A 21,317-nucleotide genomic window follows, 5' to 3' on the forward strand; every position below is an offset into this window, starting at 1 on the left:
CACAGTTCCGGGACCGCAGGCGGGATGGCTAGGACGAGGCGGTCCGACCGGGCGATCGGTCGATCACGCGCCACACCCTAGCGAACAACCGCCCGTCCAGCGCGATCAGGCCGAGGCCGATCAGTGCCATACCGGCCCAGGCACGGCCGGCCAGGACCTCGCCCAGGACGAGGTGCCCGAGCAGCATGGCGCTGGGCGGAATCAGCAGCGTCACCAGCACCGTGTTGGTGGCGCCGACCCGGGCCAGCAGCTTGAAGTAGAGGACGTAGGCGAGAGAGGTGCTGAGCAGCGCCAGGCCGCCCAGCGACAGCAGCGTCGCCCCGCTCGGCATCGGCAAGGTCCAGGGCCGGTCGACCAGGCAGACGATGGGCAGCATCATCAGGCTGGTGGCGCCGACCTGGCCGGTGGCGGTGACCATGGGCGGCAGGCCCCGGAAGCGGCGGCCGAAGATGCCGGCGAAGGCATAGGACAAGGCGGCGCCGAGGATCGCGAGCTGCGCCGTCACCTCGCCGCCGAGCCCGCCCAGCACCTGAGGCCCGATCAGCACCACGACACCTGCGAGGCCCAGCAGCACCCCGGACAGGCGCTTCGGCGTCAGCTTCTCGTCCACGGTCAGCACATGGGCGACCAGCACGGTGAACAAGGGCGTGGTGGCGTTCAGGATCGCAGCGAGGCCGCTGCCGATCCGGGTCTGGCCCCAGACGATCAGGCAGAACGGGATCAGGTTGTTCAAGACGCCCATGCCGAAGAAGGCCATCCAGATCCGACGGTCCCGCGGCATCGATAGGCCGGCCAGGCGCAGCACCGGGAGCAGCGCGATGGCCGCCAGCCCGACCCGGACGAGGACGATGGTCAGCGGCGGCAGCTCGGCCACCGCGACCTTCGAGAAGAAGAAGGATCCGCCCCAGACCAGCGACAGGGCGATCAGCAGCAGCCAGTCGGCGATTCCCATCGGGGGCGGGGCTGCGGGTTTGGCGATGCTCATGCCGCCCTTCTGGTCCTGACGCGGGAGAGCCGCCACCCGGTTCTTGCGGTCAATCCCGCCGCGCAGGACTGGCCCGACAAAGCGTCGGGGCAGCGGCGGTGCCGGATGGGCTAGCTAGAAGGACGGCCCCGCCGTCCGGAGACCCGCCGTGATCGACCCGTTCTGGCTCCTGTTCGCCGCCAAGCTGGCGCTGGCCGCCGGGATCGTGGTCGCCGCCTCGCTGCTGGTCGAGCGCAGCGGGCCGGTGCTCGGGGCGATGATCGCGACGCTGCCGATCTCGGTCGGCCCGGCCTATGTCTTCCTGGCGATGGAGCATGATGCCGGCTTCATCGCCGGCAGCGCCGTGGCCAGCCTGGCGGTCAACACGGCGACCGCCGTGTTCCTGACGCTCTATTCGCTGCTCGCCCGCTCGCGCAGCCTCGCCGTCAGCCTGCCGCTGGGGCTGCTGGGCTGGGCCGGCATGGCGGCCGCGGTCTCCCGGGTCGACTGGACCCTGCCCGGCGCCGTGGCGCTGAACCTGATCGTCTTCGCCGCCTGCCTGCCGATTGCGCTGCGGGGGCTGGCGGCGACGCCGCCGGTGCGGGCCGCCGGCCGGCGCTGGGACATCCCGGCGCGGGCGGCCGCGGTCACCGGCCTGATCGCCGCGGTGCTGCTGATCGGCCGCGCCCTGGGGCCGGCGGCGGCCGGCTTCGCCGCCCTGGCCCCGGTGGTCACCGGCAGCCTGGCCCTGCTGCTGCATCCGCGCATCGGCGGCCCGGCGACGGCGGCGGTGTTCGCCAACGCCCTGATCGGCATGGTGGGGTATGTGCCGGCGCTGGCGCTGCTGCACCTCGCGGCCGTGCCGCTCGGCTCCGCCGCGGCGCTGTGCCTGGCCCTGGCTGCCTGCGTGCTGTGGAACGCCGCCATGCTGGCGCTGCGCGGCCGCCGACGGCCGCTCACGCCACAGCCGCAGGACTGAGCGGACGCTCGAACTCCGTGCGGATCGCGAAGTCGCGCCACCCGGCCCGGCGGAAGGCATCGGCCATCGGCATGTTGCGGGTATCGGTGTCGGCCCGGACCGGCCGTCGGCCGATGCGGGCCAGCGTCGCCGTGCCGCGCGCCAGCAGCGCGTGGACATGGCCGCGCCCGCGCCGCTCCGGCACCACGCCGACATAGCCGATCGTGGCCATGCTGGGCGCCAGCGCCGGCATCACCAGCCCGACCAGCGCCCCGTCCGGTTCGTAGGCCAGCTCCCACCAGCCCGGCTCGTGCTGCAGCCCCTGCAGATCGGCGAAGATGTCGTCGTCGCCGATGCGGCGGTCGAGCGTGCCCCGTGTGACCCGCTCCGACGCAGCCCGGAACGCCGCCTCGCCGACCTCCGCCATCGACCGGAACACCAGGCCGTCGGCGGGCGCCGGGATCGGAGCGGCGGGGTCGAACTCGAACCGGAAAGTCTCGCGCCGGATCTCGAAGCCGTTGTCTGTCAGCAGCGCCTTTCGCCGCTCCGGCTCGGCCTGCCATTGCGGCGCCTGCATCGGCGTGTCGAGCACATGGCCGAGCGCCCGGGCGCCGAGCGACCGCGCCCACCCGGCCGCCTGCCCCAGCATCGCGGCGCCGATCGCATCGGCCTCCGGCGCCGGCCAGGGCAGATCGAACAGCACGATGTCGCTGGGCGCCGCCGCCCCGGGCAGAGCCCAGAAGGCGATGCGGCCGACGGGTGCGCCGCCCTGCTCGGCCAGGAAGCACCAGTCCAGGCGCATCGCGCCCTTGCCCAGCAGGTCCTCGGCATAGTGCCGCACCGCCTCGGCATGGGCCGGGTCGGTGGCGGTGGCGGTGAAGACGGCGAGTTCGGACTCGGCGATCGGGCGCAGGCGGATGTCCACGTCAGGTCCCGGCCGAGATCACGACGGATTCGGCCGAGCGCGTTGCCGGACCGTGATGCACGGCCTCGATGTTGTTGCCGTCGGGGTCGAGCGCGAAGGCGCCGTAATAGCCCGGATGGTAGTGCCGCTCGCCCGGCCCCCCATTGTCGCGGCCGCCGGCCTCGAGCGCCGCGGCGTGGAAGCGGTGGACGGTCTCTCGGTCCGCCGCCTGGAAGGCCAGGTGGACATGGCTGACGGCGTCGCCCTGGCTCACGAACAGCTCGTCCGAGGCGAAGAAGCCCGGTCCTTCATGGGTGATGGCGCGGCCGACCGAGGCCAGCGCCGCGGCGTAGAAGCGCTTGCTGGCCTCCAGGTCGCGCACCACCAGATGGACATGATCGATCAGGCGGCCCTGATGGAACTGCATGGCGTTCTCCCCTTTCCGTCCGGCGCGCCTTCTAGCGCGTCCCCTCCGTGTCGATCACCTCGAAATGCTCGACCTCCGGGTCGAAGCGGGTCAGGAAGTCCTGGTCGCGCGGATAGTAGCGGGCGCGGCCGTAATCCTCGCCGGCGAAGGCCTTGATCGACTCGACCGAGTCCCACATCGTCAGGGTCAGGAACTCCACCTCCTCTCCCCTGTCTCGGCACAGGAGCCAGACGCCGCGGTTGCCCGGCGTCTTCGCGTAGTCGCCGAGGCCGGTCTCCCGCAGATAGGCGACATAGGCGTCCTTCTTCGCCTTCGGCACCGGGCCGCGCCACATCCGTGCGATCATCTCGGGTCCTCCTGTTCCTTGGTGAGATCGAGGCGGACGATCGGCCGGGTCGGGCTGCGCCGCGCCACCTCGCGGAAGCCGAGGTCCAGGAAGGGACGCAGCACGCCGGTGTAGATCTCGCCCGACCCTAGCGGCCGCGCGGCGTCGATCGGATAGGCCTCCAGCGCCGGGGCGCCGCGGGACCGCGCCAGCCGCGCCGCCGCCGCGACCAGCGGGCGCAGCAGCCCGGTGCGGCGATGGGCCTTGGTCGTCACGAAGCAGGTGATCGACCAGACCGGCACATCGTCGACCGGCGCCAGGTTGCGCGACCGCGCCAGGCGCGGCTGGTCCGCGCGCGGGGCCACGCCGCACCAGGCGACGGGCCGGCCGTCGCGATAGCCGAGCAGCCCCATCGGCTCGCCGGCCTCGACCAGATCGCGGAACAGGGCGCGGTTGCTGCCGTCGCGCATCCCGGCCCGGAAGTCGCGGCGCTCACGGCGCCAGAAGGCGCACCAGCAGCGCCCGGCCTCGGCACAGCCGGCGAACACGGCCTCGACATCCCCGAGCCGCTCCGGCGTCACCGGCCGGCATTCGAGCGTCGCGTCACGATCGACTGTCGGCATTCCCTAACCCCTGAACCGGTTTGGCGACGATGCCGGGCTTGCCCCGGCCAAGTCAACCGATAGGATGGTCGGGCGATGCAGACCCAGGCCCCCTCCTACGCGGTACGGCCGCCGAAGCGGATCGGCGGCTCGCTCAGCCTCGACTTCGTCAACACCGAGGCGTGGCGCGGCGACGTTCCGCAGCGCGGCGAGCGGCTGACGAGCTATGGCGAGCTCGCCCTCTGGGCCGGCCATCTCGGCATCCTGGACCGGGCCGGGGTCAGGCGGCTGACGCAGGAGGCGGCGCAGCGCCCCGAGGCCGCGGCCGAGGTGCTGGCGACGGCGCTGCGCCTGCGGGGCGCGCTGGGGCGGATCCTGACGGCGCCGGCGGCGGCCTCGGCGGCGGATCTCGCGGTGCTGAACGGCGTGCTGGCCCGGGCGCCGACCCGCACCGGCCTGGCGGCGACCAAGACCGGCTTCACCTGGACCATGACCGAGACCGACCCGCTGGAGCAGCCGCTGTGGCCGGTGGTGTGGGACGCGGCCGAGCTGCTGGTCTCCGGCCGCGCCGAGCGGGTCGGCAGCTGCTCCGACCCCGACTGCGCCTGGGTGTTCCTGGACACCTCGCGCAACCGCAGCCGGCGCTGGTGCTCGATGGCCGATTGCGGCAACCGGCACAAGGCGCGCCGGCACTACGAGCGGGTGTGCGCTTCCTAGCCGATGGACGCGCGCAGGATCTTCCCTTGTGCGTCGACCTCCACGGTCAGGCGGTCGGCGCGGTAGTCCATGGTCACCGCCTCGCCCGGGCGGACGGTCCGCAGCATCAGGCCCTTGAGCTTGTCGAGCTCGGCCTGGGAGACGGGCCCCTCGGGCTCGGCGGCACCCGGCGCAGCCGCCTGGCTGCGGGCGCAGGCGGCGGCGAGGCCGCCGGCGGCACCGGCCACGGCAAGGCCGAGGAGATGACGGCGGGAGGATTCGGTGCTCATGGGCTGCTCCGTCGTGTCTGTGGTCCGCCCCTGATCGGCGACAAAAAAGGCGACGTCGTGACGCGGTTTACCTTCCAGCAGGAGGAAGCTCCAGACTCCGGTCGACGCCGCCTTGATGAGGATCCGATCGTGATCACCCGCCGCCGTTTCCTGTCCGGTGCCGCCACAGCATCCGCCCTCGGCATGCTGGCCGGCGCCCTGCCCCGCTTCGCCCGGGCCTCCGCGCCGGCCGAGCTGACCATCACCACCCGCAGCCTCGACGTCGCCGGACGGCCGGCGACCGTGTTCGGCATCCTGCGGCCGGATGGCGGCCAGGGCCTGCACGCCATCGCCGGCCAGGATTTCCGGCTGCGGCTGACCAACGCGCTCGACGAGCCGTCGCTGGTGCATCGGCACGGCCTGACCCCGCCCTGGCGCCAGGACGGGGTGCCGGGCGTGACCCAGGACCCGCTGCCGGCCGGCGCTGGCATCGACTACGGCTTCCCGCTGGCGCGGCCGGGCACCAACTGGATGCACTCCCATCTCGGGCTGCAGGAACAGGGCCTGCTGGCGGCGCCGCTGATCGTCGCCGACCCGGCCGAGACCGGGCTGGACGAGCAGGAGGTGGTGTTGATGCTGCACGACTTCAGCTTCCGCGACCCGGCCGAGATCATGGCAGGGCTGCGCGGCGGCCAGGGCCACGGCATGGCCGGGATGGACCATGGCGCCCACGGCATGGCCGGAAGCAGCCAGGGCATGGCCGGGATGGATCACAGCGCGCACGGCACGGGCACCGGAAACGCCAGGCCGGGAATGCAGCACGACATGCCGGGCGGCATGGCGATGGACCTGAACGACGTCGAATACGACGCCTACCTGGCGAACGACCGCACCTTGGCCGACCCGGAGGTGGTGCGTGTCGAGCGCGGCGGCCGGGTGCGGCTGCGCATCATCAACGGCGCCGCGGCGACCAACTTCCACATCGATCTCGGCGCCGCCGAGGGCACGCTGGTGGCCGTCGACGGCATGCCGGTGGCGCCGGCCGCCGGAAGGCGCTTCCCGATCGCGATCGCCCAGCGGCTGGACATCCGCGTCACCGTCCCGGCCGGCCGGGCGCTGCCGGTGCTGGCGCTGCGCGAGGGCGACCGGCAGCGCACCGGGCTGGTGCTGGCCGCACCGGGGGCCGCGATCGCCCGCATCGCCGATCTCGGCGACGACGCATCGGCGCCGCTCGACCTGGCGCTGGAGGCACGGCTGCAGGCGGCGGAGCCGCTGGCTGCACGGGCCGTGGACCGGACCATCCCGGTGGTGCTGGGGGGCGATATGGCGAGCTATGTCTGGACCTTGAACGGCAAGGTGCACGGCCAGGACACGCCGCTGGCGGTGCGGCGGGGCGAGCGGGTGGCGATCGCCATGACCAACCCGTCGATGATGGCCCATCCGATGCATCTGCACGGCCACCATTTCCAGGTGGTGGCGATCGACGGCCGGCCCCTGTCCGGCGCCCGGCGCGACACGGTGCTGGTGCCGCCGGGCAAGACCGTGACCGTCGCCTTCGACGCCGACAACCCCGGCCGCTGGGCGTTCCACTGCCACCACCTGTATCATATGGAGGGCGGCATGATGACGACGGTGGAGTACGAAGGCGTGGCCTAACCGGCTGTGGACGGCGCCGGAGGGACCGCCGCTTCGGCGAGGAGGCCGATCACCTCCTCATCGGTCGTCTGCTCGAAGTCCTGGTAGAACCGGCCGACGGCGCCGAAGAGGGACGGGGCGGACAGGCAGACCACGTCATCGGCCAGCCCGGACAGCGTCTCCAGCGCCTCCGGCGGCGCCACCGGCACCGCGAGCACCAGCCGGGCCGGCTGCGCCGCCGCCAGCCCCCGCAGGGCGGCGGTGACGGTGCCGCCGGTGGCGATGCCGTCATCGACCAGGATGACGACGTGCCCGGCGACCGACGGGGCCGGCCGGTCGCCGCGATAGAGGCGCCGGCGGCGCTCGATCTCGGCCAGCTGCCGCTCGGTCTCGGCCTCGACATAGCCCGGCGCGGGCATGACCTCGCGCATCACGGCGTCGTTCAGCACCACATGCGGGTCCGCGCCGTCGATCACCGCGCCGAGCCCCAGCTCGGGATAGCCGGGTGCGCCGATCTTGCGCACCAGCAGCACGTCGAGCGGCGCCGCCAGGGCCCGCGCCACCTCGAACCCGACCGGCACGCCGCCGCGCGGCAGCGCCAGGACGACCGGCCGAAGGTCGCGGTAACGGGCCAGCGCCGCGGCGAGGCGCCGGCCGGCATCCCTGCGGTCGCGGAACCGGACCGGCGACAGGATCATCGGTCGTCTCCCGCCAGGTGGCGACGGAACCACAGCACCGCCTGCCGCAGCACCTGGTCGAGCGTCCCCGGCTCCTCGAACAGATGGCCGGCGCCCGGCACCACCACCAGCTCCTTCTCGCCCGGCAGCCGCTCATAGGCCTGGCGGTTGAGGTCCAGCACCTGGTCGTCGAGGCTGCCGACAAGCAGCAGGGTCGGCGCCCGCACACGGTCGAGCGCGTCGCCCGCCAAGTCCGGCCGGCCGCCGCGCGAGACCACCGCACCGATCCGGGCCGAGCCTTTCGCCGCCACCAGCGCCGCGGCAGCCCCGGTGCTGGCGCCGAAATAGCCGGCGGTGAGCTCCGACGTCTCGGCCGCCCGCGCCGCCCAGTCGGTGGCGAGGTCCAGCCGCTCCGCCAGCAGCGGGATGTCGAAGACGTTGGCGCGGTCCTGCTCCTCCTCCGGGGTCAGCAGGTCGAGCAGCAGCGTGGCCAGGCCGGCCGAGCGCAGGCCGGCGGCGACATGGCCGTTGCGCGGGCTATGCCGGCCGCTGCCGCTGCCATGGGCGAAGATCACCAGGCCGTCGGCCCGGTTCTTCGGCAGGCCGAGCAGCCCCTGCAGGCGCCGGGGGCCGATCTCGACGGGGTGCGAGATGTCGTGTGTCATGGTCAGAGCCCGAAGGGATAGGTGTCGGGGACGCCCTGCGGCCGGGCCGGGCCGAGGGGCGTGACGGCCCGGGTCTCCTCGAACCAGACATAGGCGTCGAACTGTTCGGCCAGCACGGCCTGGAAATAGTGGCTCAGCAGCTCCGTCTCCGGCCGGTAGACGACGCCGATGGCGCGTTCGAGCAGGGGCTGGGACAGCGCCGCCGCCAGGGCCGGCCGGTCGAAGCCGCGCCAGTCGGTCAGCGACCGAGCGAGGCCGGCACGGCGGAAGGCGTGCTCCCAACTGTCGGGCCGGGCCGGGCGGATGGTCTTGACCTCCATCGGCGCGTCCCATTCCGACGCCGCCGCGACCGTGCCCCGGTCGGTGCCGAAGCCGATCAGCACCGCCTCGTCGCCATAGGCGGTGCGGCACAGCTCGCCGATGTTGAACTCGCCCTGCCAGCCCATCGCCGTGGCCGCGGCGTTGCCGATATGCGAGTTGTGGGCCCAGACGACCGCCTTGGCGCCCTCGCCGCCGGCGGCGAGCAGCGCCTGCAGCGTCTCGAACATGTGCCGGTCGCGCAGGTTCCAGGATTCGGTCGAGCCGCGATACATCAGCCGGTAGTATTGCTCGGCCGCGCGCACGATGCGGGCGTTCTGCGCCGCGTCGAAATGGGCCTCGCCGTCGAGGTCCGACAGGCGGCGGCCGAGCAGCGCGCCGAGCTGGGCGACGGCCTCGTCCTCGCAGGGCTCCTGGCGGCCCGACAGCACGGCCCGGCCATAACGCGCCGGCTCGCTCTGCCACGGCGTCAGGCAGGCGTAGCGCCGGCGGGCCTCCGCCGCGGCCCGCGGATCGACCTGGTCGAGATAGCGCAGCACGGCGTCGATCGACGCGCCCAGGCTGTAGACGTCGAGGCCGCGGAAGGCGGCGCGCCGGCCAGGCGGCAGCCCTTCATTGTGGGCGCGCAGCCATTCGGCGAAGGCCAGCACCTCGGCGTTGCGCCACATCCAGGTCGGGAAGCGGGCGAACGCCTCCTCCCGCGACGGCTCGGGGTCGCGGTGCCGGACGTAGCGGTCGATCCGCGCGGCATCCGGCCAGTCCGCCTCGACCGCGACGATGGAGAAGCCGTGCTCGGCGATCAGCGTCCGCGTGATCGCGGCCCGGGCCTGGTAGAATTCGGAGGTGCCGTGCGTCGCCTCGCCCAGCAGCACCACCTGGGCATCGGCGAAGCGGCTGAACAGGGCGCCGAAGGCCCCGGCATTCTCCGGCGGCGGAAGCGGCTCGCCATAGAGGCGCAGCTCGCCGACGGCATCGCCCTGGGCCTCCACCCGGGCCTGCTCGGACACTCTCGGATCGGCCATTGCTGTCTCCGTTCGGTCCGCCGGCGCTAGAGAGGCCAGAACCGGACCAGCACGATGATCAGAGCAAGGACGACCAGCCCGCCGAGGAAGATCAGGCGCCGGGCCAGGCTGCGCAGGATGATCTGACGCCATCCCCGCCGAGACGCCGGCGGCGGCTGAGGATGAGGCATGCGTCCCTCGCTCGCTCTCCTGGGCAACGGGGGCCGGCGCCGGACTGTTCCGGCGGAGCGGTCAGGCGGCGATCAGCCCCTCGGTCCGCCAGCGCGCGAGGTAGCGGTCGATGATCGCGTCCAGCCGGGCCTTGCCAAAGCTGTCGTCATGGCCGGCATGGACCACCGTGACCGGCAGCGACCGCAGCAGGGCGAAGGAGCGGACATAGTCGGCGATGGCCATGCCCGGGCCGCGATACAGCAGCGGGCCGTCATAGATCACGTCGCCGGCGAACAGGATGCCGGTCGCGTCCTCGAACAGGGCGATGCTGCCGGGCGAATGGCCCGGCACATGCAGCACCCGGAAGCGCCGGTCGCCGAGATCCACCGTCTCCCCCGGCCCAATCCGCCGGGTCGGCTCGGCGCCCTGCAGGGCATAGCCGCGCAGGTCGTAGCCGGCATGGGGCACGGCGGTGACCAGGGCCGGACCGAGCGGCGGATAGCCCGCATCGACGAAGCGCTGCCGTGCCTCGGCCGGGATCTCGTCGGAGATCAGCGTGCCGGGCCGCGGCCGGGCCAGCGCCTCGGCCTCCAGCGGATGCACCCAGCGCTCCTCGAACTCATGGATCGCGCCGATATGGTCGGCATGGGTGTGGGTGGCCAGCGCGATCGTCCGCTGCCCCTCGAACAGCTCGGGGAAGGCCGGCCGCAGCGGCGCCACGCCGAGGCCGCCATCGACCAGCAGGTCGCGGTCGCGGCCGCGCAGATGCCAGATATTGGCCCGCATCAGCACGTCGGTGTGCGGCTCGACGATCAGCGTCAGCCCGCCGCCCATGTCGCGCCTGCGGAACCATTCGGCGGCCACGGGCAGGTCGAATCCGGCCATGGAGCGTCCCTCAGGAAATCGGGCCGGTCGCCGGCGGGTCGAGCAGCGGCGCCACCACGGCGCGGGTCTCGGCGCTGCGCAGCACCGGCACGACTTCGAAGCTGACCCCGGTGCCGCGCCAATGCAGGATCCATCGCTGCAGCAGGGCCAGATCGTCGCATTCCATCAGCTGGAAGCAGCGGTCGCAGTTCGACTCGACCCAGCTGTCGACGTATTTCAGCCCCTCGGGCAGGCCGCGACCGGCGTCGCGCAGATGACGATAGGCCGCGACCGGGTCGCGGTTGGCGAAGCGCTCGATGATCATGAACAGCACAGCCTGGCCTCCCCGCCGTTGTCCGGCGCTGCGGATTCAGTCCGTGCCTTCCCAATAGTCCATCACGGCGGACTTGCGATAGCCCTCGCCGGTCAGCCGCACGCTGACCCGGCCGGTCTCCGGGAACACCGCGACGTCATGCGGATTGTTCTCGCCGATCAGGATGTAGCGGCAGGGCTTGTCGGTGTGGTTGACCAGGCAGTGCCCGACCTTCTGCCCGGCCGGGAAGCAGACATAGTCGCCCGCCTTCATCGGGTAGGAGCGGTCGCCGAGGCGCAGCGTCAGCTCCCCCTCCAGGATGAAGACGTGCTCCTCCTCCAGCAAGTGGTAGTGCAGCAGGTTGGACTGCTTGCCGGGCGGCAGTTCCTCATAGGACACACCGACATGGCTGCCGCCGCCGAATTTGCTGAGCACCCGGAACCGGCTGCCGAGCTTGCCGCGCTCGAATTCCTCCCACGGCACCCGGTCGGCGGAGAACGGCTCATAGACGCCGTCGGCGTTGATCGAGGTCGGCGAGTCGGTCATGTCGCGCCCCCTGGCTTGCGCTGCGGAGAGGCCAGTCTAGTGGCGGGTGCCCGCCGGCGACGAGCCTGCGGCCAGGAACGCGGCGCGGGCACTTGCGAGCCGCCGGGCCCGCTCCGCCTCCAGTTTCTCGCGCCGTTGCTGGTATTTTTGCTGAAACTTGTTCGCCAAGGCGAGCGTCCGGGTCACCTCGTCGGCGAGGCGCAGGAAGCTGTCCGCCGTCTCCAGAAGCTTCGCGGGATCCTTCGACAGCCGCTCCGCCACCGCCATATCGATCTCGGTCGACTCATGCAGCGTGCGAATCTGCCATTCGAGCCGGACCAGCTCCGGATCTGTTGCGATGGCGAGGTCGAGGGCGGTCTTGATCCTGCTCATGGAACATATCATGAACGAAGCCTAGCAGGACGTCAACCCTGGTGCGGCCGCACGCCGCCGCGCCGGCCACAGCCGCCAGCCGAGGGTCACCGCCAGGCTGGAGAGCGCGATCAGCCCCATCCCGGCCGCCTGCCCCAGCCCGAGCTGATGGCCGTAGACCAGCCAGTCGCTGAGGATCGCCGAGGCCGGGTAGACGAAGGCCAGCACGGCGATCACCGGCGTCGGCAGCTTCGGATAGGCGGCGTACATCAACACGTAGACCAGGCCGGTGTGGATCGCGCCGAGCCCGGCCAGCCAGCCCCAGGGACCGGGCGTCGCCGGCAGGTCCGCGACGCCGACGAAGGGCGCCAGCAGCACGATGCCGGTGGCGGCGTGGATCATCGCGGTCAGATGCGGCCGCACCCCGCGCAGCGCCTTGGTCGACAGCACCGTGCCGGTGTAGAGCAGCGAGGCCAGCACGGCCAGGCCGGCGCCGAGAAGCCGCCCCGGCTCCGCCCCCTCGCCGCCGCCGATGCCGGTGGCCAGGGCCAGCCCGGCGAAGGCGATCGCGATCCAGCCCAGCTTCTGGCCGCTGAGCCGTTCGCCGAACAGCACGGCGCCCGCCAGCACCACCCAGAAGGGCTGGACGTGGTAGACGATGGTGGCGAAGGCGATCGAGCTGTGCCGGATCGCGGCGAAGAACGCGACCCAGTTGAGCACGATGCAGATGCCGCCGAACAGGACCAGCGCCCATTGCCGCGGCGCCAGGCGCAGGCCGCGCAGCCAGCCGCGCGCGGCGCAGAAGGCCAGCAGGACCAGCGCCCCGAAGACGCAGCGGAAGAACACCGCGTTGATCGGTCCCTGTCCCGATTCCTCCATGAACACGCCGACGGTGCCGACCACCGCCATGCCCAGAGCGAGCTGCAGGATCCCGCTCCGCCGCTCCGCCGCCTCGATGCCGCCCATGGTCGCCTCCTGTCTTCCGTGAAGGGAAGCTGGGCTCATATCGCACTTCAATCAAACGAATAGATTTGAAGCTGACCATCACCTGGATTTATGATTGCGTCATGGACAGGCGCCTCGATCTCGACGTGCTGCGCACCCTGGTGGCGATCGCCGAGGGCGGCAGCTTCAGTCTGGCCGCTTCGCGGGTCGGGCGCACCCAGTCGGCCGTCAGCATGCAGGTGCGGCGGCTGGAGGAGGCGGTCGGCAAGCGGCTGTTCGACCGCAGCAGCCGTCAAGTGCGCATGACACCGGCCGGCGAGAGCCTGCTGGGCCACGCAAGGCGCATGCTGCGGCTGGAGGAGGAGGCCTGGGCGGCGCTGGTCGAGCCCGACCTTCGCGGCCGGGTCCAGCTCGGCATCCCCGATGACTACGCCTATTCGCTGCTGCCGCCGATCCTGTCGCGCTTCGCCGCCAGCCATCCCCAGGTCGAGGTCGAGTTGATCTGCGAGCAGACCACCTTCCTGGACCGCCGGCTGACGGCCGGCGAGATCGACCTGGCGGTGGTGACCCGCGGGCCGGGCCGTGACGGCGAGCTGCTGCGCCGCGAGCCGCTGGTCTGGTTCGGGTCGCCGGACCACGACCCGCAGCGGGAGGAGCCGCTGCCGGTGGCGCTGTACGAACCCGGCTGCGTCGCCCGGGACGTCACGCTGCAGGCGCTGGCGGCGACGCAGCGCCCGTATCGCATCGCCTATTCCAGCCCCAGCCTGGTTGGCCTCCTGGCCGTGGTCCGCGCCGGGCTGGCCGTGGCGGTGGTGGTGGGCTGCAGCCTGCCGGACGGGATGCGGGTGCTGGGCGAGCGCGACGGGCTGCCGCCCCTGCCGGCGCTGGAGATCGGGCTGGCCTGGGGCGCCCGGCCGCGGACTCCGGCCGTGGTCCGGCTGGCCGAGCAGATCCACACCGCCGTCGGCCGGCCGGAGGCAATCGCCGCCTGAGGGCCGGCCGCCGCACCGATTTCCTGTTGCGCAGCGAAGCGATTCGGGACTCCCTTGATGGGAAGCCAGTCCGGTGGGCTCAAGGCACGATTGCCCCGGTCGGGGGTTGATGGTGCAATCCGCGCGGGCTCGCTCCGCTGATCGAGGGGGATCGGATGCGTCGTTTCACCGGACTGATCGTGGTCGTCGTTCTGGTCGTGCTGGTCGCCCTGTGGGGCGGCAGCGCCTATAACCGCTTCCTGGCCGGCGACGAAAACGTCAAGGCCGCCTGGTCCGAGGTGCTGAACCAGTACCAGCGCCGGGCCGACCTGGTGCCGAACCTGGTCAAGACCGTGCAAGGCTATGCCAACCAGGAGAAGGACGTGCTGACCCAGGTGACCGAGGCCCGGGCCAAGGTCGGCAGCATCCAGGTGCCGCCGGAGACGCTGAACGACCCGGCGGCGCTGCAGAAGTTCCAGGCGGCGCAGGGCGAGCTGTCCTCGGCCCTGTCGCGGCTGCTGGTGGTGACGGAGAACTATCCGCAACTGAAATCCGACGCGCTGTTCCAGGACCTGATGACCCAGTTGGAGGGCACCGAGAACCGGATCGCCACGGCGCGCAACCGCTCGATCCAGGCGGTGCAGGAGTACAATGTCGGCGTCCGCCGCTTCCCCGGCAACCTGATCGCCGGCGTGCTCGGCTTCAGCGCCAAGCCGAATTTCAGCGTCGAGAACGAGGCCGCGATCTCGACCGCGCCCAAGGTCGATTTCGGGACTTCGCCGGCCCCGAAGCCTTGAGGCTCACAGCCCCGAGCATGGCCGCGGCGCTGCGTCGGCTGGCCCTGGCGGGCTGGCTGCTGGTCCTTGCCGTCGCCGCGGCGGTGGCCCAGCAGCCGGTCGCCGTGCCGCAGCTGAGCGCCCGCGTGACCGACCTGACCAACACCCTGTCCGCCGCCGACCGGCAGGCGCTGGAGGGCAAGCTGGCGGCGGTCGAGCAGCGCAAGGGCGCGCAGATCGCCATCCTGATCGTGCCGACCACCGGCGCCGACACCGTCGAGCAATACGCCAGGCGGGTGTTCGACCAGTGGAAGCTGGGCCGCCAGGGCGTCGACGACGGCGTGCTGCTGCTGGTCGCCAAGAACGACCGCACCGTGCGGATCGAGCCCGGCTATGGCCTGGAGGGCGCGATCCCGGACATCACCGCCGGCCGCATCATCCGCGAGCAGATCACGCCCGCCTTCCGCCAGGGCGATTTCGCCGGCGGGCTGGGCACCGCGGTCGACAGCCTGATCCGGCTGATCGACGGCGAGGCGCTGCCGCCGCCCCCGCCGGAGAGCCGGGGCGAAGCGCCGCAGGAGATGCTCCAGGTCATCATCCTGGCGATCGTCGGCGGCGTCGTGGCCCGCGGCTTTCTCCGCGCCGCCGGGCTGCCGATGCCGCTGCCGGCCGGCGGCAGCGCGCTGGTCGCCGGCGGCCTCGGCTGGGGCCTGTCCGGCCTGATCTTCTTCGGCGCGTTCTGCGCCATCGGCGCGGTGATTCTCGGCGGCATCGGCGGCAGCCTCGGCGGGCCGGGCGGCGGCACCTACAGCCCCCGCCGCGGGTCGGGAGGCTTTGGCGGGGATTGGGCGGCGGCTTCGGTGGGGGCTTCGGCGGCCGGTCCGGGGGCGGTTCCGGCGGAGGCGGCTTCAGCGGCGGCGGCGGATCGAGCGGAGGCGGCGGTGCATCCGGAAGCTGGTAGGATCCTGCGGCGGTGGCGGCCGGTCGCCGAGTGGCACGGCCACCGGCTGCTGCGCCGCCATTTCGGCCCGGCGGTGATGGCCCGGCTGCACGAGGCGATCCGCGGCGCCGAGCGCCGGCACCTGGGCGAGATCGTGATCGCGGTCGAGGCCTCGGCCCCGCCGCATATCCGCGACAGCCGGACGCGGGCGCTGGAGGTGTTCGGCCGTCTGCGCGTCTGGGACACGGCCCAGGCGACCGGCGTGCTGCTGTACCTCCTGCTTGCCGACCACCGGATCGAGATCGTCGCCGACCGCGGCGTCACCGCCCGGGTCGACGACGCCGTGTGGCCGCGGATCTGCGCCGCGCTGCGCGACCGGTTCCAGGCCGGGCGGTACGAGGAGGGCGTGCTGGAAGCCCTGGCCGCGATCGACGCCGAACTGCTGCGGGTCTGGCCGACGGCGCCCGGCGAGGCCAACCCCGAGGAGCTGCCGGACGGGCCCGTCATCCTGTGAACCATGACAGGTTCGTGCAACGGCGCTTGTGAAAGCCGCACCGCCTATGATACGCCCGGCGCTATTGACTCCGGGAGCAGCGACGCGTGACGGCGATCCAGTCGGACCGGCCGACGGTCCTTATCCTCAACGGCCCCAATCTCAACATGCTGGGCGTGCGCCAGCCCGAGATCTATGGCCGCGACACGCTCGCCGACATCGAGCAGGCCTGCGCCGACGAGGCCGAGCAGCTCGAGCTCGAGATCGACTTCCGGCAATCGAACCACGAGGGAGAGCTGGTCACCTGGATCCAGGAGGCCCGCACCGCCCATGACGGCATCATCGTCAATGCCGGCGCCTACAGCCACACCTCGGTCGCCATCCTCGACGCGCTGAACGCGGCGGAACTTCCGGTGATCGAGGTCCATCTCTCCAATATCTTCCGCCGCGATGCGTTCCGGCACCATTCCTATGTCTCGCTGGCGGCGACCGGGGTGGTGTGCGGGCTCGGCGTGCACGGCTATCTTCTGGCCCTGCAGGCGATGGCGCGGCTTCTCGAAACCGACCGGTGAAGACCAGATGAGCACCTTCAACCTCGATCCCGAATTCGTGCGTGGCCTGGCCAAGCTTCTCGACGAGACGGGCCTGACCGAGATCGAGTTCTCGGAAGGCGACCGCCGCATCCGGCTGAACCGCCAGCCGGCGCCGGTGACGGCCTATGCGCCCGCCCCCGCGGCGGCCCCGGCCGTCGCCGCCGCCCCGGCGGCCGCGCCCGCCACCCCGGCCGGCCCGCCGAAGAACGCCGTGACCTCGCCGATGGTCGGCACCGTCTACCTGTCGCCCGAGCCCGGCGCCGCGGCCTTCGTCAAGGTCGGCGACAAGGTGGCCGAAGGCGCGACGCTGCTGATCGTCGAAGCGATGAAGGTAATGAACCCGATCCGCAGCCCGCGCGCCGGCACCGTCAGCGCCGTGCTGGTCGAGGACGCCCAGCCGGTCGAGTTCGGCGAACCGCTGGTCGTGATCGACTGATGTTCGAGAAGGTCCTCATCGCCAACCGCGGCGAGATCGCGCTGCGCATCCATCGCGCCTGCCGCGAGATGGGCATCCGCACCGTGGTCGTGCACTCCACGGCCGACAGCGACGCCATGGCCGTGCGCCTGGCCGACGAGGCGGTCTGCATCGGCCCGCCGGCGGCGCGCGACAGCTATCTCAACATCCCGGCCCTGCTCTCCGCCGCCACCATCACCGGCTGCGACGCGATCCATCCGGGCATCGGCTTCCTGGCCGAGAACGCCCGCTTCGCCGAGATGGTGGAGGAGCACGGCTTCGCCTTCATCGGCCCGACCGCGCAGCACATCCGGGTGATGGGCGACAAGATCGCCGCCAAGGACGCGGTCAAGGCCGCCGGCCTGCCGGTCGTGCCCGGTTCCGACGGCGCCGTCGACACGGTCGACGAGGCGATGGCCCTGGCCAAGGACATGGGCTTCCCGGTGCTGATCAAGGCCACCGCCGGCGGCGGCGGCAAGGGCATGAAGGTGGCCCAGAGCGAGGGCGAGCTGGCCGAGGCCTACAGCATGGCCCGCAACGAGGCCCGCGCCGCCTTCGGCAACGACAGCGTCTATGTCGAGAAATATCTCGACCATCCGCGCCACATCGAGATCCAGCTGCTGGCCGACACCCACGGCAACGTGGTGCATTTCGGCGAGCGCGACTGCTCGATCCAGCGCCGGCACCAGAAGGTGATCGAGGAGGCGCCGTCGCCCGCGCTGAACGCCGAGGAGCGCGCCTATATCGGCGGGCTGGCGGCGGAGACGGCGCGCAAGCTGGGCTATCGCGGCGTCGGCACGATGGAGTTCCTGTACCAGGACGGGAAGTTCTACTTCATCGAGATGAACACCCGCCTGCAGGTCGAGCACCCGATCACCGAGGAGATCTCGGGCATCGACCTGGTGCGCGAGCAGATCCGCGTCGCCACCGGCGCGCCGCTCGGCTACGGCCAGCAGGACATCGAGTTCCAGGGCCACGCCATCGAGTGCCGGATCAACGCCGAGGACCCGGAGACCTTCACCCCCTCCCCCGGGCGGATCGACGGCTATCACGCGCCGGGCGGGCTCGGCGTGCGGGTCGACAGCGCGATCTATGACGGCTCCCGCATCCCGCCGCACTATGACAGCCTGGTGGCCAAGCTGATCGTCCGCGGCACCACCCGCAACGAATGCCTGATGCGGCTGCGGCGGGCGCTGGAGGAGTATGTCATCGACGGGGTGAAGACCACCCTGCCGCTGCACGCCCGGCTGATCGCCGAGCCGGACTTCATCAACGGCGACTACGACATCCGTTGGCTCGAGCGGTTGATGGCGAAATAGGGCCCCGGCCTGAATTCAGCCCAATTCTGAGAATACCACTGCATGAACGTCCCGGGCGCCCGTGCCCGGGGCTGGCGATCGAGGGGATGCGATCGCTGTCGCAGGCCCGGCTCGCCTGCGGGTCCGGTGCCTCCCCGATATGCGAGGAGATGCTGATGAGCGTGTTTCGTGCTTCGACGGCGGCGGCGCTGGTGGCGCTGGTCACCGCCCCGGCCCTGGCGGCCGAGGTCCCGTCCGACCCGGTCGAGCGCTGCAAGGGCCTCCTGACGCTCGCCCCGGCCGATTCGCCGATGCACAATGCCGAGGTCGGGTCGGTCGAGTCCTTCGGCGATTCCGGCTGCAAGTTCACCAAGCTGAAGATGGTCGAGCCTGCCGACAAGGTGGCCGAGGGCAAGACCCCGACCACGGTCACGATCGAAGAGCTCAGCTTCGACAAGCTCGATTTCGCCAAGGCCTATGACGGCAAGCCGTCGGACACGCTGACAGGGCAGGCCACGGGCATCTCGATCGACAACCCCGAGGTCAAGGCCGTCCTTGGCGAGGAGCCGTTCGACGTCGCGATCGACTATGCGCTCGACGCCGCCAGCAAGCAGTTCACGCTGACCGAGTTCCAGCTCAGCGGCAACTCGCTGGGTGAGCTGTCGCTGGACGGCGCGCTGGACGGCGTCAGCGCCGCGGATCCGGCGGCCGCGGCCGACCCGACCCAGCTGCTGGGCACGGCCTCGCTGCGCAAGATCAAGCTGCATTTCGAGAACAAGGGCATCATCGACAAGGTGATCGCCTTCGCCACCGCCCAGGGCCAGGACCCGAAGACCGCGATCGAGCAGGGCAAGAGCCAGGCCGTGCTCGGCATGGCGGCGCTGTCGGCGATCGGCGTGCCGGAAGCCGCGGTGAAGAGCCTGATGTCCTTCGCCCAGGACTTCCCGGCGCCGAAGGGCCCGCTGACCATCTCGATTGACCCGGCCGCGCCGGTGCCGCTGGCGCAGCTGGCCACGATCAAGCCGGGCGACGCCAAGTCGATGGATCTGGTGAAGAGCCTGAACGTCGCCGTCAGCTACTGACGGCGTCCAAAAGCCTGATGTGAAGGGATGGCCGGGGCGGCGACTCCCCGGCCATTGTCGTTGGGGGGAATCTTGAAGCCGTTTCATATCCTCGCATTGGCTGGTGCCGTCCTCGGTGCCGCCCTGCCCGCCCTGCCCGCCCAGGCCGCCCCGGTGCCGGCGGACCCGGTGCAGCGCTGCCGCGACCTGATCCCGATGATCGCGAAGGCGACCCCCGAGGCGCCGACGGCCGGCACCGTGACGCCGGTCGGCGAAGCCAGCTGCCGCTACACCGAGCTGAAGCTGGTGATGGACCAGTACCGGGGCTGGGTGATCGGAACCCTGACCATCGACCGCATCGATTTCGAGCGCTTCTACACGGACCGGCCGCCGCTTACCCTCGCGGTCCGCGCCGAGGACATCCGGTTTGAGGCGCCGGCGCTGCCGCCGCCGAGAGCGTACCAGATGAAGCTGCTGCACAAGCCGATCGAGGTCACCTTCGACTACGACTACGACGAGCCGGCGGGTCTCCTGACCCTGAGGGATTTCACCTTCCGCGGCGATTATATCGGTCATCTCTCCGTCAGCGCGGCCATGCGCGGCCTCGACATGGACAGGATCGATCCCCGCAACCCTCTCCGCGACGGGGCCCTGGCCGAGCTGTCGCTGCAGTCCCTGACTGTGGACTTCGACAACCAGGGCATGTTCGAAGGCTATGCCCTGCTGCCGGCGCTGTACGCCCTGCCGAACGGCGAGACCGATCCGGAGGGGGCGGTCGCCGCGGCCAAGGCGCAGGCCATGGCCGGGCTGGCCGTCCTGACCGCAGCCGGGGTGCCGCAGGAGTCGGTGGACGCGATCGGCCGCTTCATCCAGGCCATGCCGCAGCCGCGGGGGCCGTTCCGCCTGTCGATCGCGCCGCAGCCGCCGCTCGCCCTCGCCGAGCTGGAGACGGCAAGACCCGATGACCCCGCCAAGCTGATGGCGCTGGTGAAGCGGCTGAACCTGACCGCCAGCTATTGACGCGCGGCTTCACGGCCGCACCAGCCCGAACACGCCGCGAACCGCCTCCAGGGTCCGCGCCGCCTGCTCCCGCGCCGCCTCGGTGCCCCGGCGCAGGACGGCGCGGACCTCGCCCGGATCGCGCGCGAGTGCGGCGCGGCGCTCGCGGATCGGGCCCAGCAGCGCCTCCAGCCCCTCCTCCAGCCGGCGCTTGACCGCCATGTCCGGCAGACCGCCGGCGCGGTAGCGGTGCTTGAGCTCCGCCACCGCCGCCGGGTCGGGGTCGAAGGCGTCGAGATAGGCGAACACGACATTGCCCTCGACCTTCCCCGGATCCTCGACCTTCAGATGGCCGGGGTCGGTGTACATGCGGCGGATCTTGGCGCGGACCGTGTCCGCATCGTCGCGCAGGTCGATGGCGTTGCCGGCGGACTTGCTGGCCTTGCCCTGGCCGTCCAGCCCCGGCAGGCGCGGCGTGGTCGACAGGAGGATGCGCGGCTCCGGCAGCACCGCGGCGCCGGCCAGCCGGTTGACCGCGCGCACGATCTCCACCGTCTGCTCCAGCATCGGCGCCTGGTCGGCCCCGACCGGCACCAGCGTCGCCGCCACTGCGGTGATGTCGGCCGCCTGGCTGACCGGATAGCACAGGAACCCCGCCGGCAGGTCGCGGGCGAAGCCGCGCTGACGGATCTCGTCGCGCACGGTCGGGTTGCGCTCCAGCCGCGCCACGGTGACGAGGTTGAGATACAGCATCGCCAGCTCCGCCATCTCCGGCACCGCCGACTGCAGCACGATGGCGCTGCGCGCCGGGTCGAGACCGATGGCGAGGTAATCGAGCGCCACCTCCATCACGTTGCGGCTGACCCGGCCGGGATCGGCGGCATTGTCGGTCAGGGCCTGCAGGTCGGCGATCAGCACGAACTGCCGGCACAGGCGCTGCAGCCGCAGCCGGCTGGCCAGCGAGCCGGCGTAGTGACCGAGATGCAACGGCCCAGTCGGCCGGTCGCCGGTCAGCACGACATCGGTGCTGGCGATTTCGAGCACATCTTCACGATGCGCAAAGAGGGCAAGAGACATGGGACGAATCCTTTCGAGCAGGGA

27 protein-coding genes are annotated in these 21,317 nt (G+C 71.7%); 11 read left to right on the plus strand and 16 right to left on the minus strand.

The features are described 5' to 3' along the window. Positions 1-28 precede the first annotated feature (28 nt). On the minus strand, positions 29-985 hold the full coding sequence (locus LG391_RS27960; protein ID WP_225771344.1) for a DMT family transporter: 957 nt from the start codon (positions 983-985) through the stop codon (positions 29-31). A 148-nt stretch (positions 986-1,133) separates the two neighbouring features. Here LG391_RS27960 and LG391_RS27965 point away from each other — a divergent pair, with 148 nt between their 5' ends. Then, complete coding sequence (locus tag LG391_RS27965; protein WP_225771345.1) at positions 1,134-1,943, plus strand: hypothetical protein; 810 nt, start codon at positions 1,134-1,136, stop codon at positions 1,941-1,943. Here the strand turns inward: LG391_RS27965 and LG391_RS27970 are convergent. The 4 genes from LG391_RS27970 to LG391_RS27985 are packed head-to-tail and all read right to left on the minus strand — an operon-like array spanning position 1,921 to position 4,201. Continuing rightward, the gene (locus LG391_RS27970) at positions 1,921-2,847 is read right to left on the minus strand and encodes a GNAT family N-acetyltransferase (RefSeq protein WP_225771346.1); all 927 of its coding nucleotides are present in this window, start codon (positions 2,845-2,847) and stop codon (positions 1,921-1,923) included. The two genes, LG391_RS27965 and LG391_RS27970, sit on opposite strands and share 23 nt — an antisense overlap. A gap of 1 nt (position 2,848) precedes the next feature. Beyond that, on the minus strand, positions 2,849-3,253 hold the full coding sequence (locus LG391_RS27975) for a VOC family protein (protein WP_225771347.1): 405 nt from the start codon (positions 3,251-3,253) through the stop codon (positions 2,849-2,851). A gap of 31 nt (positions 3,254-3,284) precedes the next feature. Continuing rightward, positions 3,285-3,599 carry a hypothetical protein gene (locus LG391_RS27980; protein WP_225771348.1) on the minus strand — a complete coding sequence of 105 codons (315 nt, stop codon included), beginning with the start codon at positions 3,597-3,599 and terminating at the stop codon, positions 3,285-3,287. After that, positions 3,596-4,201, minus strand: a complete 606-nt coding sequence (locus LG391_RS27985; RefSeq protein ID WP_225771349.1) for a GNAT family N-acetyltransferase — start codon at positions 4,199-4,201, stop codon at positions 3,596-3,598. Before LG391_RS27985 ends, LG391_RS27980 begins: the two co-directional genes overlap by 4 nt. 75 nt (positions 4,202-4,276) lie before the next feature. Here LG391_RS27985 and LG391_RS27990 point away from each other — a divergent pair, with 75 nt between their 5' ends. Continuing rightward, a complete protein-coding gene (locus LG391_RS27990) occupies positions 4,277-4,897 on the plus strand; it encodes a CGNR zinc finger domain-containing protein (protein ID WP_225771350.1) in 621 nt (206 codons plus the stop codon). On the opposite strand, the gene LG391_RS27995 is transcribed toward LG391_RS27990, so the two are convergent. Then, complete coding sequence (locus LG391_RS27995) at positions 4,894-5,166, minus strand: I78 family peptidase inhibitor (RefSeq protein ID WP_225771351.1); 273 nt, start codon at positions 5,164-5,166, stop codon at positions 4,894-4,896. The two genes, LG391_RS27990 and LG391_RS27995, sit on opposite strands and share 4 nt — an antisense overlap. Positions 5,167-5,295: 129 nt before the next feature. On the opposite strand from LG391_RS27995, the gene LG391_RS28000 reads away from it, so the two are divergent. Then, positions 5,296-6,801 carry a multicopper oxidase family protein gene (locus LG391_RS28000; RefSeq protein ID WP_225771352.1) on the plus strand — a complete coding sequence of 502 codons (1,506 nt, stop codon included), beginning with the start codon at positions 5,296-5,298 and terminating at the stop codon, positions 6,799-6,801. On the opposite strand, the gene LG391_RS28005 is transcribed toward LG391_RS28000, so the two are convergent. The 9 genes from LG391_RS28005 to LG391_RS28045 all read right to left on the minus strand — a co-directional run bounded on the left by LG391_RS28005 (position 6,798) and on the right by LG391_RS28045 (position 12,652). Further along, entirely contained in the window at positions 6,798-7,478 is a 681-nt protein-coding gene (locus LG391_RS28005; RefSeq protein ID WP_225771353.1) for a phosphoribosyltransferase, read from the minus strand. The two genes, LG391_RS28000 and LG391_RS28005, sit on opposite strands and share 4 nt — an antisense overlap. After that, the gene (locus tag LG391_RS28010; protein ID WP_225771354.1) at positions 7,475-8,122 is read right to left on the minus strand and encodes a dienelactone hydrolase family protein; all 648 of its coding nucleotides are present in this window, start codon (positions 8,120-8,122) and stop codon (positions 7,475-7,477) included. Before LG391_RS28010 ends, LG391_RS28005 begins: the two co-directional genes overlap by 4 nt. Before the next feature lie 2 nt (positions 8,123-8,124). Continuing rightward, the gene (locus LG391_RS28015) at positions 8,125-9,462 is read right to left on the minus strand and encodes an erythromycin esterase family protein (protein WP_225771355.1); all 1,338 of its coding nucleotides are present in this window, start codon (positions 9,460-9,462) and stop codon (positions 8,125-8,127) included. 26 nt (positions 9,463-9,488) lie between these two features. Next, positions 9,489-9,632 carry a hypothetical protein gene (locus LG391_RS28020; protein WP_225771356.1) on the minus strand — a complete coding sequence of 48 codons (144 nt, stop codon included), beginning with the start codon at positions 9,630-9,632 and terminating at the stop codon, positions 9,489-9,491. 61 nt (positions 9,633-9,693) lie between these two features. Then, positions 9,694-10,497 (minus strand): MBL fold metallo-hydrolase, encoded by an 804-nt coding sequence (locus tag LG391_RS28025; RefSeq protein WP_225771357.1) that lies wholly within the window; start codon positions 10,495-10,497, stop codon positions 9,694-9,696. A gap of 10 nt (positions 10,498-10,507) precedes the next feature. Next, positions 10,508-10,801, minus strand: coding sequence for a DUF3303 domain-containing protein (locus LG391_RS28030; RefSeq protein ID WP_225771557.1), 294 nt, complete (start codon positions 10,799-10,801; stop codon positions 10,508-10,510). Positions 10,802-10,846: 45 nt separating this feature from the next. Then, on the minus strand, positions 10,847-11,335 hold the full coding sequence (locus tag LG391_RS28035) for a cupin domain-containing protein (protein ID WP_225771358.1): 489 nt from the start codon (positions 11,333-11,335) through the stop codon (positions 10,847-10,849). A 36-nt stretch (positions 11,336-11,371) separates the two neighbouring features. Further along, positions 11,372-11,707 (minus strand): hypothetical protein, encoded by a 336-nt coding sequence (locus LG391_RS28040; RefSeq protein ID WP_225771359.1) that lies wholly within the window; start codon positions 11,705-11,707, stop codon positions 11,372-11,374. A 21-nt stretch (positions 11,708-11,728) separates the two neighbouring features. Further along, positions 11,729-12,652 carry a DMT family transporter gene (locus LG391_RS28045; protein WP_225771360.1) on the minus strand — a complete coding sequence of 308 codons (924 nt, stop codon included), beginning with the start codon at positions 12,650-12,652 and terminating at the stop codon, positions 11,729-11,731. Positions 12,653-12,753: 101 nt separating this feature from the next. Between LG391_RS28045 and LG391_RS28050 the strand changes: the two genes are divergently transcribed. The 8 genes from LG391_RS28050 to LG391_RS28090 all read left to right on the plus strand — a co-directional run bounded on the left by LG391_RS28050 (position 12,754) and on the right by LG391_RS28090 (position 20,237). Then, on the plus strand, positions 12,754-13,623 hold the full coding sequence (locus LG391_RS28050) for a LysR substrate-binding domain-containing protein (protein ID WP_225771361.1): 870 nt from the start codon (positions 12,754-12,756) through the stop codon (positions 13,621-13,623). 155 nt (positions 13,624-13,778) lie between these two features. After that, positions 13,779-14,399 carry a LemA family protein gene (locus LG391_RS28055; RefSeq protein ID WP_225771362.1) on the plus strand — a complete coding sequence of 207 codons (621 nt, stop codon included), beginning with the start codon at positions 13,779-13,781 and terminating at the stop codon, positions 14,397-14,399. Between the two features lie 17 nt (positions 14,400-14,416). Further along, positions 14,417-15,832, plus strand: a complete 1,416-nt coding sequence (locus LG391_RS34775; protein WP_255646903.1) for a TPM domain-containing protein — start codon at positions 14,417-14,419, stop codon at positions 15,830-15,832. An 86-nt stretch (positions 15,833-15,918) separates the two neighbouring features. Further along, on the plus strand, positions 15,919-16,383 hold the full coding sequence (gene aroQ / locus LG391_RS28070; RefSeq protein ID WP_026868690.1) for a type II 3-dehydroquinate dehydratase: 465 nt from the start codon (positions 15,919-15,921) through the stop codon (positions 16,381-16,383). 7 nt (positions 16,384-16,390) lie between these two features. Next, complete coding sequence (gene accB, locus LG391_RS28075) at positions 16,391-16,840, plus strand: acetyl-CoA carboxylase biotin carboxyl carrier protein (RefSeq protein WP_225771363.1); 450 nt, start codon at positions 16,391-16,393, stop codon at positions 16,838-16,840. Continuing rightward, complete coding sequence (accC, locus tag LG391_RS28080) at positions 16,840-18,177, plus strand: acetyl-CoA carboxylase biotin carboxylase subunit (protein ID WP_225771364.1); 1,338 nt, start codon at positions 16,840-16,842, stop codon at positions 18,175-18,177. The genes accB and accC overlap by 1 nt, the downstream gene beginning before the upstream one ends. A gap of 155 nt (positions 18,178-18,332) precedes the next feature. Further along, on the plus strand, positions 18,333-19,238 hold the full coding sequence (locus LG391_RS28085) for a hypothetical protein (protein ID WP_225771365.1): 906 nt from the start codon (positions 18,333-18,335) through the stop codon (positions 19,236-19,238). A 72-nt stretch (positions 19,239-19,310) separates the two neighbouring features. After that, positions 19,311-20,237 (plus strand): hypothetical protein, encoded by a 927-nt coding sequence (locus tag LG391_RS28090; protein WP_225771366.1) that lies wholly within the window; start codon positions 19,311-19,313, stop codon positions 20,235-20,237. Between the two features lie 9 nt (positions 20,238-20,246). Here the strand turns inward: LG391_RS28090 and trpS are convergent, their stop codons facing one another. Then, a complete protein-coding gene (gene trpS / locus LG391_RS28095; protein ID WP_225771367.1) occupies positions 20,247-21,293 on the minus strand; it encodes a tryptophan--tRNA ligase in 1,047 nt (348 codons plus the stop codon). Between the last annotated feature and the right edge of the window lie 24 nt (positions 21,294-21,317).

Source organism: Inquilinus sp. Marseille-Q2685, assembly GCF_916619195.1.
In the GTDB taxonomy this organism is placed as follows: domain Bacteria; phylum Pseudomonadota; class Alphaproteobacteria; order DSM-16000; family Inquilinaceae; genus Inquilinus.